The organism is Pseudemcibacter sp. (assembly GCF_965661635.1).
Taxonomy (GTDB): domain Bacteria; phylum Pseudomonadota; class Alphaproteobacteria; order Sphingomonadales; family Emcibacteraceae; genus Pseudemcibacter.
Window position 1 is genome coordinate 1 of record NZ_CBFIEP010000018.1, and the last position, 10,285, is coordinate 10,285.

At 40.8% G+C, this 10,285-nt stretch carries 13 protein-coding genes and 1 pseudogene; 6 read left to right on the top strand and 8 right to left on the bottom strand.

Annotation, left to right across the window (positions count from 1 at the left end; genetic code table 11):
- The coding region (locus tag ACTF6W_RS01335) for a hypothetical protein (protein WP_438992741.1) at positions 1-306 on the bottom strand (306 nt) is incomplete at its 3' end.
- A gap of 415 nt (positions 307-721) precedes the next feature.
- Between ACTF6W_RS01335 and ACTF6W_RS01340 the strand changes: the two genes are divergently transcribed.
- Genes ACTF6W_RS01340 through ACTF6W_RS01350 form a run of 3 tightly spaced genes read left to right on the top strand, consistent with a single transcriptional unit; the run spans position 722 to position 1,984 of the window.
- On the top strand, positions 722-1,111 hold the full coding sequence (locus tag ACTF6W_RS01340) for an NADH:ubiquinone oxidoreductase subunit NDUFA12 (protein WP_438992742.1): 390 nt from the start codon (positions 722-724) through the stop codon (positions 1,109-1,111).
- A 25-nt stretch (positions 1,112-1,136) separates the two neighbouring features.
- Complete coding sequence (mlaD, locus tag ACTF6W_RS01345) at positions 1,137-1,583, top strand: outer membrane lipid asymmetry maintenance protein MlaD (RefSeq protein WP_438992743.1); 447 nt, start codon at positions 1,137-1,139, stop codon at positions 1,581-1,583.
- Positions 1,584-1,588: 5 nt separating this feature from the next.
- A complete protein-coding gene (locus ACTF6W_RS01350; protein WP_438992744.1) occupies positions 1,589-1,984 on the top strand; it encodes a DUF2155 domain-containing protein in 396 nt (131 codons plus the stop codon).
- Here the strand turns inward: ACTF6W_RS01350 and aat are convergent.
- From aat to aroQ, 4 genes are read right to left on the bottom strand one after another with little or no spacing between them, the layout of a single operon-like run.
- Positions 1,921-2,577, bottom strand: coding sequence for a leucyl/phenylalanyl-tRNA--protein transferase (aat, locus tag ACTF6W_RS01355; protein ID WP_438992745.1), 657 nt, complete (start codon positions 2,575-2,577; stop codon positions 1,921-1,923). The genes ACTF6W_RS01350 and aat overlap by 64 nt on opposite strands.
- Before the next feature lie 42 nt (positions 2,578-2,619).
- Positions 2,620-3,969 (bottom strand): acetyl-CoA carboxylase biotin carboxylase subunit, encoded by a 1,350-nt coding sequence (accC, locus tag ACTF6W_RS01360; protein WP_438992746.1) that lies wholly within the window; start codon positions 3,967-3,969, stop codon positions 2,620-2,622.
- 12 nt (positions 3,970-3,981) lie between these two features.
- Entirely contained in the window at positions 3,982-4,434 is a 453-nt protein-coding gene (accB, locus tag ACTF6W_RS01365; RefSeq protein ID WP_438992753.1) for an acetyl-CoA carboxylase biotin carboxyl carrier protein, read from the bottom strand.
- A 50-nt stretch (positions 4,435-4,484) separates the two neighbouring features.
- Complete coding sequence (gene aroQ / locus ACTF6W_RS01370) at positions 4,485-4,925, bottom strand: type II 3-dehydroquinate dehydratase (protein ID WP_438992747.1); 441 nt, start codon at positions 4,923-4,925, stop codon at positions 4,485-4,487.
- Positions 4,926-4,994: 69 nt separating this feature from the next.
- Between aroQ and thiS the strand changes: the two genes are divergently transcribed.
- Positions 4,995-5,219, top strand: coding sequence for a sulfur carrier protein ThiS (gene thiS / locus ACTF6W_RS01375; RefSeq protein WP_438992748.1), 225 nt, complete (start codon positions 4,995-4,997; stop codon positions 5,217-5,219).
- Positions 5,220-5,248: 29 nt separating this feature from the next.
- Positions 5,249-6,019 (top strand): thiazole synthase, encoded by a 771-nt coding sequence (locus ACTF6W_RS01380; RefSeq protein WP_438992749.1) that lies wholly within the window; start codon positions 5,249-5,251, stop codon positions 6,017-6,019.
- Positions 6,020-6,037: 18 nt separating this feature from the next.
- Here the strand turns inward: ACTF6W_RS01380 and ACTF6W_RS01385 are convergent.
- From ACTF6W_RS01385 to ACTF6W_RS01395, 3 genes and pseudogenes are all read right to left on the bottom strand, one after another.
- A pseudogene (locus tag ACTF6W_RS01385) lies at positions 6,038-6,229 on the bottom strand (energy transducer TonB); the annotation flags it as partial.
- A gap of 12 nt (positions 6,230-6,241) precedes the next feature.
- On the bottom strand, positions 6,242-7,141 hold the full coding sequence (locus ACTF6W_RS01390; protein ID WP_438992750.1) for a tetratricopeptide repeat protein: 900 nt from the start codon (positions 7,139-7,141) through the stop codon (positions 6,242-6,244).
- Between the two features lie 60 nt (positions 7,142-7,201).
- Positions 7,202-8,539: an MATE family efflux transporter gene (locus ACTF6W_RS01395; protein ID WP_438992751.1), complete on the bottom strand. Its 1,338-nt coding sequence runs from the start codon at positions 8,537-8,539 to the stop codon at positions 7,202-7,204.
- A gap of 187 nt (positions 8,540-8,726) precedes the next feature.
- On the opposite strand from ACTF6W_RS01395, the gene ACTF6W_RS01400 reads away from it, so the two are divergent.
- A partial coding sequence (locus tag ACTF6W_RS01400) for a 2-oxoacid:acceptor oxidoreductase subunit alpha (protein WP_438992752.1) occupies positions 8,727-10,285 on the top strand: 1,559 nt, incomplete at its 3' end.

Genomic DNA, 10,285 nt, shown 5'->3' on the forward strand with positions numbered 1-10,285 from the left:
TGGACCGTATCTTTCGCCTTCAGGTAGTTTTTCAAGTGCTTCTAAGTCGGCTTCTTTTCGCCACAGCCATTTTGGTACGCCTTTTTCTTCAACTGATTTAAGGCGAGAAGGGACGCCGGCTTTACGGAAATATTTTTGCGCAATGATATCCGATGCCACTTGGCTCCAATCTTTTGGAATTTCGAACCCTTTTAAACCGAATATTACTTCGCCATCAGGATTACGAATCTCGCTATCTGCTCTTCTAAAAGCTATATCTTCATAAGCTGATTTATCTGTTTTTGTGTAGCAACGTTGAATTTTCATTTTATTCCGCCTTAAAATCAGAGCCTTAAAAATTTATCTAAAATTCTTATTAAAAGGGCACTGAATTTATTTTATATATTTATGATTGATACTGATGTGAATTGTAACGGAAATGGTTGTATCAACAAAGCAATTTTTAATATATTTTGTGGTTGACTAACATTTAATAAACTAGATGTAGTGCTTTGATGAGTCGCCGAGGTTTTAGTATTTTCAGGTGTCTTTTAGTTAAAAGCTTACGCAATATTGGTTTTTTGAGATCAACATGAAAGTGATGCCTTAATATAGTCACGCTTTGAGATCATTGTACCCTAGAAAAATAAAATTGTGGTTCTTTGAATTGCTTTAAAGGTTGTTCTTATGCCCCCTTCGGGGTATAGAAAGGATAAGCAATTTAACAATAAACGAGATGATTATGTTGGTTTCTTTAATTAAACGTATTTTCGCATGGTGGCATGTGGCAACGATCGGCACATTACTCCACACAAAATTTAAAGGTATAAATGTTGGCGAAGACAGCCAAGGCAATAAATATTATACTTCTAAAGACGGTAAAAAACGTTGGGTCATTTGGAACGGTGAAATCGAAGCGTCTAGCATTGAGCCTGACTGGCATGCTTGGCTTCACAAAATCGTTGATTATACGCCACTTGAAAAACCGCGTACTAAGAAAAGCTGGGAAAAAGAACATCTTCCTAATCAAACAGGAACAGTTCACGCCTATTCACCAAGTGGTGCATTAACAGAAGGTGGTGTGCGTAAACCATCGACGGGTGACTATGAAGCCTGGACACCCGGTAATTGATTTATAAATATTCAGGAGTGACTAAATGAGAAACAGTGTTGTTGAGACAATGATGGGCGCAGTGGTTCTTTTAATCACAGTCTGGTTTCTTTATTTTGCATTCAGTAACGCTGGTGTTGGTTCCACGTATGATGCAACTTATTATGCAAATTTTGATAAAATTGATGGATTGATAACAGGCGGTGAAGTTAAAATTAGTGGTATTAAAGTTGGTACCATAGTTGGCAGTGAACTTGATAAAAGAACATATGAAGCCGTTGTTGAAATGAATATCGATTCATCTATTGACCTTCCTGAAGATACATTTGCAAAAATCACATCCGAAGGACTACTTGGCGGTAATTACCTAGTACTTGATCCTGGTGGCAGTGATGTGATGCTAGAAAATGGTGACACAATCATCGAAACGCAAGGCGCCGTTGATCTTCTTGGCCTGCTAAGTACTTTTGCAGGAAGCAGTGCAGAAGAGTAAGCATTATGCTCAGCCGGACATTAAAAAAATTATCATTATTTATTATACTAGGTAGTAGCAGTGCTCTCGCGCAAGAGGTCCCAGTTGTAACCCTTGGGGCATTAAATAAAATAACAGCTAAGCTCGAGACTATTCAAATCAGTCGGGATGAAAAAGTAAAATTTGGAACGTTGGAAATTACTATGCGTAGCTGCCAATCAAACCCACCGGAAGAAACCCCTGAATCTGTCGCTTTTATTGAAGTGGTTGATTATGGGCAAACCAATGTTGCGACTGAAATTTTTAAAGGTTGGATGTTTGCATCAAGCCCTGCGATTTCTGCGCTTGAACATGCGGTTTATGATGTTTGGGTTACCGATTGTAAGATGGTTGACCCGTCCGCCTCCTCTGACATTGAATAAAAATTACTATCCTCAACGAGAAGCGCTTCTTTTAAACGGGCACGGTATTCTTTTCTGGAAATTTCAATAGCCCCAAATTGACTAAGTTGATCTGTCACAAATTGTGTATCAAGCAATCTATATCCACCAACCTTTAAACGCGCAACAAGATAGACGAGGGCTATTTTACTGGCATCGGTGACCGTGTGAAACATGCTTTCACCGCAAAAGGCACCATTAAGCGAAACGCCATATAAGCCACCAACAAGATCTTGATCTTGCCAACATTCAACAGAATGAGCATATCCCATTTCATGAAGTTCATTATAACGGGTAAGTATCGTTTTATTTATCCAAGTGTTTTGCCTATCAACATTATCGGTGGGTTCAGCACATTTTAACATGACCTCTTGAAAGGCTGTATTAATTCGAACTTTAAAGGGTTCAGACTTAATTTTTTTTGCTAACTTTTTGGGTACATGGAATTGATCAAGTGGGAAAATACCGCGTTCATCAGGATCAACCCAAAAAACATCATCGCTATCGGCACTTTCCGCCATTGGAAAAATGCCCTGCATATAAGCACTAAGGAGGAGCTCAGGTGTGATGTTCACAAATAAGTCTCCTCCTTAATTAATTTTTATAAAAATATCCGATTATTCGGCATTAAGTTTTTCTAAATATTTCTCAAGCCAATGGATATTATAATCGCCGTTGATGAAATCATCTTCGCGAATGAGTTTTTGATGAAGTGGAATTGTGGTTTTAATGCCATCAATTACATATTCTTCCAATGAACGGCGTAAACGCATCAAACATTCGTTTCTGGTTTTCCCATGAACAACGAGCTTTGCGATCATACTGTCATAATGTGGCGGGATATGATAGCGCGCATAAAGTGCGCTTTCGACACGTACATCAAGGCCACCCGGCGTATGATAATCTTTAACCTGTCCAGGAGACGGCATAAATGTATATGGATCTTCGGCATTAATACGACATTCAATGGCATGACCGGAAAATTTAATATCTTCCTGTTTATATTTAAGTTCAAGACCATCAGCGATACGTATTTGCTCTTTTACCAAATCGATACCGGTTATCATTTCCGTGACCGGATGCTCAACCTGGATACGAGTATTCATTTCAATGAAATAAAATTCACCATTTTCATAAAGGAATTCAATGGTTCCTGCGCCGCGATACCCTAATTTTTTAACCGCTTTACGGCAAACTTCGCCAATAGCATCACGTGCTTCTGCGTTAAGGGCGGGTGATGGACTTTCTTCTAATACTTTTTGATGGCGACGTTGAAGCGAGCAATCACGCTCACCAAGGTGTATAACATTACCATGGGTATCCGCAAGAATTTGTATTTCAATATGACGCGGCGTGGTAAGGAATTTTTCAAGATAAACAGTACCGTCACCAAAAGCAGCCGCAGCTTCTTTTTTCGCGGAGCTAACCGCAAGTTCAAGTTCAGATTCGTTATGGACGATCTTCATTCCTCGACCGCCACCACCTGAGGCCGCTTTCACGATCACTGGATAGCCAATTCCTTGTGCGACTATGGCTGCATCTTTAAATTCGCTGACTTCCCCTTCTGATCCTGGAACAATGGGAATGCCGGCTTTTGCGACTGCATCTTTTGCTGAAATTTTATCACCCATCAAATTAATATGATCCGCTGTTGGGCCAATAAATTTAATGCCGTGCTTTTCAATTATTTCTGCGAATTTTGCGCTTTCTGATAAGAAACCATAACCCGGATGGATGGCATCAGCACCGGTAATTGCGGCGGCTGACATTATGGCCGGGATATTCAAATAACTATCGACCGATGGTGGTGGGCCGATGCATACGCTTTCGTCCGCGAGACGAACATGCATTGCACTTTCATCTGCTGTAGAATGAACAGCAACCGTCTTAATGCCCATCTCATGACAGGCCCGGTGTATTCGTAGCGCAATTTCGCCGCGATTGGCGATTAGGACTTTCTCAATCATTATTTACACCCATTATTCTATTATGACGAGTGGCTCGCCGTATTCTACCGGCTGCTCGTTTTCAACAAAGATAGATTTTACCGTTCCGGCTTTCGCAGCGTGAATCTGGTTCATCACTTTCATTGCTTCAACAATAAGGATTGTTTGACCAGCCGCAACCTTATCACCCACTTTGATGAATACGTCCGCTGTTGGATCAGGCGATGTATATATAGTACCAACCATTGGCGAGAAAACTGTTCCTGGATGATCGGCAGGTGAAATCTCTGCGGGTGCTTCCGCTTCTGCCGCAGGAGCAGCAGCAGGTGCCGCCATTGGTGCTGCCGCAGGTGCGGCGACTTGGACCATAGATCCACCTCGTGATAATTTGATTTTACGTTCACCGTCTTCCACTTCGATTTCAGATAAATCGGTGTCATTAAGCATATCAGCGAGTTCACGAATTAACTTTGTGTCTACTTGCATTTTTGCCATTATGTGTAATCCTTTAATTATTTACTATGGTTTGTGTTGAATTATTCAGAAAGTATATCAGAAACGGCGTCAACCGCCATTAAATATCCAACCGCACCAAACCCGGTGATCATCCCAACAGCGGCGGATGATATATAGGAATGATGGCGGAATTCTTCGCGTTTAAAAATATTTGATAAATGTACTTCGACGCAGGGTGTGTCAACGGCAAGGAGTGCATCCATTATCGCAACCGATGTATGGGTGAGGGCACCAGCATTAATCACGATGGCATCATGGTTTTCTCGGGCTTCTTGTATCCAATTGACGATCTCACCTTCGATATTGCTTTGACGAAAATCGATGGATAAATTTAGTTTCCCAGCCTTAGCCGTCATGTTATCTTTGATATCGTCAAGGGTTTCAGCACCATATATTTCTGGTTCGCGCGTCCCAAGAAGATTTAAATTGGGACCATTAATCACCAATATCGATTTTGTCATATTTCCCTGCTGACTTATTATCGTTAGATATGTATATAATACTTTAAATGTGATTTGAAAACAGTCATTATGAAATTAAAGGCATTAATGATGATAAATGTAACCATAAACGGCGACACACATAGTTTAAAAGAGGCTTTACCTCTTCTTGAATTATTGTCAAAGTTTGAAATTGAACATGACAAAGTTGCCATTGAGCATAACCGCGAAATCGTTCCCAAAACTACATTTGGCGATGTAACGGTTGGTGATGGTGATAACTTAGAAATTGTTCATTTCATTGGTGGTGGCTGAAGATATAATAAAACGGATTTAAAAAAGACATGAGCGACACATTAACAATCGCGGGCAAAGAATATAATTCTCGCCTTATCGTTGGTACGGGTAAATATAAAGATTTTGATGAAACAAAATTAGCCGTTGAGGCATCGGGTGCGGAAATTGTCACCGTGGCTGTGCGCCGCGTTAATATCTCAAATCCGGGTGAGCCGATGCTCGTCGATTATTTGGATCCGAAAAAATATACGTTTCTTCCTAACACGGCAGGATGCTTTACCGGGGACGATGCGGTGCGCACATTAAGACTTGCTCGTGAAGCGGGCGGTTGGGATCTGGTGAAGCTTGAAGTGCTTGGCGATCAAAAAACGCTTTATCCAAACATGCCGGCAACCGTTGAAGCGGCGAAGACGCTTATCAAAGAAGGGTTCCAGGTTATGGTTTACTGTAATGATGACCCAATTCAGGCAAAAATTCTTGAAGACATCGGCTGCTGCGCGATTATGCCGCTTGGCGCACCAATTGGGTCGGGACTGGGTATTCAAAACCCTGTTGGTATCCGTATTATCGTGGAACAGGCAAATGTCCCCGTGCTCGTTGATGCGGGCGTCGGAACCGCATCCGAAGCGGCACAGGCGATGGAACTTGGGTGTGATGCGGTACTTATGAACACGGCGATCGCCGAAGCCAAAGACCCCATTAGAATGGCGCGCGCGATGAATAATGCCGTGAAAGCGGGCAGGGACGCTTATTTAAGTGGCCGCATGCCAAAGAAACTTTACGCCGATCCATCATCACCGCTGGCCGGATTGATTTAGGATTAGTATTTTTTAGATTTATGAAGCTAATTTGTATTCAATTCTAACTTTTACATCATGAACGAGCACTCTTTTTCCGTTTTCTTTACGCGGAACATAGCGATATTTTTCGGCTGCTTTCACTGAATTTTTTTCAAACATTTTATGGGAAGATTTTAAAATTATAACATTTTCTGTTTCTCCTTCAGTATTTACTGTGAAAGAAACTAACGCCCAGCCTTCTTATCCATTTTCTGCTGCAACCGAGGGATAGGATGGATTGAATCTTACGATAGGTAAATACTCTAAATCATCAGCGTATGCACCTGTTTCAATTAAATGTAATCGAAGCGTGTCGACATCATCAAATCTTTTTTGTTGTAAATAAATGCTGGACAAACCTAGAAATGCATCATTAGTCATTTTATAAATTTGTGGTTCTATTTTTTGATATATATCAATAGCTTTCAAGTAATTTTCTTCAGCGACTTCAAAATTATTATTCTTTAGATTTATTGTTGCAATATATTGAATGCTTCGTCCTACCTTTGCATTGTTCTCACCATATACATGAATGTAATAATCTTTTGCCTTCATGAAATCATGTAATGCTTTTTCGTATTCTTCGGTAATAAATCTTTGATAGGCGATTAAATATTCAAAATCGGCAATTTCTAAACTTGAAAGGTTGATTGAATAGGCTAATTTTAATGCATTTTCTGCGTATTTATGATTTGAGGATACGTTAAAATTATTAAACTCTGCTATGACAAAATTTTTGTATTGTTCAAGATAAGATGCGTCTTTTGGTGTATTTAAACGGTCCAGTATTTTAAAATATTTTTTATATAATTCTACTGCTTTTCTTTCTGAAGAATTCGCGTGTGTACCTCCTGCCTCATCATAAAGCGCTGCAAGGTTATAAGTTACAACGGCCGTATTCATATGAAATCTGCCATACGTTTTTGGCGCTATCTCATATAGTTTTGTGGCTACCTCAATAATCGGTTTTATATCTTCTGAATTTGCATATAGGTCATTGAACTCAGCATAAAGTTTTTTAAACTCTGCCTTATCCGCTGCTTCGTCAGCAAAGGCAGAAGACATTAGTAAAATTGAAAAAATAAGGATTTTTTTGAGCATCATTTCCCCCAAATTTGATTACTTGAAAATTATAGCGAGAAAAATGTTGTTTTTCAAATATTATATGGCGCGTTTTTCTATGGATGGGTATTTCACGGCTAAGGTTAAGGCGCGCATAACAATGAAGATGGCATAGGCTGCCCAAAGGCCATGGTTTTGATAGAGCGGCAATAGGGTATAAATACAGACAACATAAGTAATCATGGATATAATCATGCCGTTTCGCATGTCGCTGCCGGCTGTGGCGCCAATGAAAATACCATCAAGTTGGAAGCTCCAGATTGATAAGACTGGTAATATGATTACCCAAATCAAATAATCGTATGAAATGGTGAGGATGACTTCGATATTAGTAAGCGCATTAATCAGTATTTCACCGAAGAAATAATAAAAGAGTGTAAAGACAAGAGCGGTAAGGATTGCATATTTACTGGATATAATCACGGCCGCGCGAAGCTTTACTTTTGATTTGCGGCCGATTTCTTTACCGACCAAAACTTCAGCGGCCTGCGCGAAACCATCAAGGCCATAAGATGTCATATGCTGTAAATTCATTAGGACGGCATTTGCCGCAAGAATTTCTGTACCAAAGCGGGTGCCGAGCAAAGTGAAGCTAGCAAGTGTCAATGTTAAGCACATGGTGCGAATAAATATATCGCGGTTTAAGGAAAAGAGTTTCTTGAACGCAGATAATTCCATAATGCGAGTAAGTGTATCTGCCCCAAGTAGCGGAAGTTTTGAATTATGTTTGTTTTCTCGTAATACATAATAAAGGGCGACCGCAAAAGCGCTTGTTTCTGATAGTACGGTGCCAAGGGCAACACCGTCTGCTGTCATATCGAAGCTATAAACAAACAAGAAATTCAAAAGTATATTACTTATATTCATGTATAGATGGATATAAAGCACTTCGCGTGCCCGCCCAATGCCAAGAAGCCAACCAGAGGCCACATAATTCATTAAGGCAAATGGTGCGCCCCAGATACGAATGGAAAAATATAATGCGGTGAGGGACGTGACACTTTCTTCCGCGGCCATAAACATAAAGAAAAAATGCGCTAATAAGTTCTGTAAACCAATGAATAAAAGACCGATAATCGCGGCACTGATGCATCCACGTATGAACAGTTGATTTAAGGATAAATCATCGCTGCGGCCGTAAGCTTGCGCCGATAATCCAGTAGTGCCCATGCGAAGGAAATTAACACCGTTATAAAGGATTGAAAAAAATATAGACCCAAGGGCAACCGCGGCCAAATATCGCTCATGAGGCATATGGCCCATAATAAAACTATCGCTTAAACCAAGAAGCGGTGTCGAAAGGTTTGCAAGCACGGCCGGTACGGCGATTTGCCACATTTCACGTGAAATTTTGCTATTATGGTTGTCTTCTAACATTTTATAATGACTTATGGTAATGTTCTAAAAAAGAAATGTGTGGCAAATTAAGCGAACTTTGGTTGATAAATAATGGTTTTTCGTTTAAATGAACAGCAAATAATTTATGCATTAAGTTTATGCGTGAAATTGTGAAAAAAGTAACTATATATAGATCATGTTATTTTTACTGAATAAGGACTAGAGTATGAACGTGCAAACACCTGCTGGAAATTTCGATGAAATGGATTCCGTATGTATCCGATTTGCCGGTGATTCCGGTGATGGAATGCAGCTTACTGGAACTCAATTTTCAGTCGTGACCGCGCTCGAAGGAAGCGATTTATCTACGTTTCCCGATTTTCCGGCTGAAATTCGCGCCCCTGTTGGCACAACATTCGGTGTTAGTGCGTTTCAAATAAACTTTGGTTCCGTTGAAGTTTCAACGGCAGGCGACGAGCCGGACGTATTGGTTGCGATGAACCCAGCCGCGCTTAAAGTCAGTCTTGCAGGATTAAAAGAAGGTGGCATTATTATCCTTGATGAAGGGGCCTTTAATAAACGTAACCTTGATAAAGCGGGTTATGATAGTAATCCGCTTGAAGATAACACCCTTGATGGATATCAGGTTCAAAAACTTGATATCACCAAGATGACGCTTGAATCCGTTAAAGAATTTGACCTTGGAAAAAAGGATGCCCTTCGTTCTAAAAATATGTGGACACTCGGGCTTGTTCTTTGGATGTTTGGTCGTGACCGTAAGCCGATCACGGATTGGTTAGAGCAAAAATTTAAAAAGATACCCGATGTGGCGAAAGCCAATATCGCGGCCGTTAATGCGGGACATGCATATGGTGAAACGGTCGAAGTGTCCGGTGAACTGCGTCGCTATAGTATTGGTAAGCATGAAGTAGAAGAGGCCGGAGAATATCGCACCGTTAACGGCAATCAGGCGCTTGCATGGGGGCTTGTCGCGGGATCACAACTTGGTGACATTTCATTAATGCTTGGCTCATATCCAATTACGCCAGCATCAACATTGCTTCATACTTTATCCGGATTAAAAGAATTTGGCGTCATGACCTTCCAAGCGGAAGACGAGATTGCGGCCATTTGTGGCGCAATTGGTGCATCTTTTGCCGGTAACCTTGGTGTAACATCAAGTTCTGGTCCTGGCATCGCGCTTAAGACTGAGGCAATTGGTCTTGCGATCAGTACGGAATTGCCGCTTATTGTTGTTGATGTTCAGCGTGCGGGGCCGTCAACCGGTCTGCCGACAAAAACGGAACAATCCGATTTATTCCAAGCGGTATGGGGTCGTAATGGCGATACATCGATTGTGGTTCTTGCGACATCAAATCCACAAGACTGTTTTGATGTTGGTATTGAAGCGGTTCGAATTGCGACTAAATATATGACACCAGTTATGGTGCTTTCTGATGGTTATATCGGTAACGCATCCGAACCATGGAAATTACCGGATATTAATAAGCTTGAAAAATTTCCTGTAAAACATCACACGGATACGGAAGATTTCCATCCCTTTAAACGTGATCCAGAAACATTGGCGCGTCCTTGGGTTAAACCGGGTACGCCAGGTTTGCTGCACCGTATTGGCGGTATCGAAAAAGATTATGATAGTGGACATATTTCATATGATCCAAAAAACCACCAATTGATGACAGATACCCGTGCTGAAAAAATTGCGAATATTGCAAATGATATGCCGGAACAATCCGTATCACTTGGAACAGAAGGCGGAAAGCT